The organism is Pseudoalteromonas rubra (genome assembly GCF_005887115.1).
GTDB lineage: Bacteria > Pseudomonadota > Gammaproteobacteria > Enterobacterales > Alteromonadaceae > Pseudoalteromonas > Pseudoalteromonas rubra_F.
In genome coordinates this window covers 1-229 of record NZ_PNCJ01000167.1, presented here as the reverse complement: position 1 = coordinate 229, position 229 = coordinate 1, and the positions used below count along the sequence as shown (strand labels likewise).

The following is a 229-nucleotide window of genomic DNA, read 5'->3' as shown; positions in this document are numbered from 1 at the left end:
GTCGATATCGTCGCGGATACGGTTTATGTCGGTATGCTCATGGATCATCTTGATGGTTTCAGGGCCTAGCGCCGCCCATACCACAGCACCGGTCTGGCCTACCGGGCGCACTGACTCATAAATCTGTGCTAGCCATTTATAGTCTTTGCGATACGGGGCTAAGAAGGTGTCTGGATTAATGGCCGACCATAGCTTGGCTAACACGCCAAAGCTTGCAGCAAATTCATCG

General features: G+C 52.0%; 1 protein-coding gene. It reads right to left on the bottom strand.

Annotated elements, in window-relative coordinates; all coding sequences use genetic code 11:
- Window positions 1-229 (bottom strand): hypothetical protein (locus CWB98_RS23615; RefSeq protein ID WP_138546987.1); only part of this gene is annotated, 229 nt, incomplete at both ends.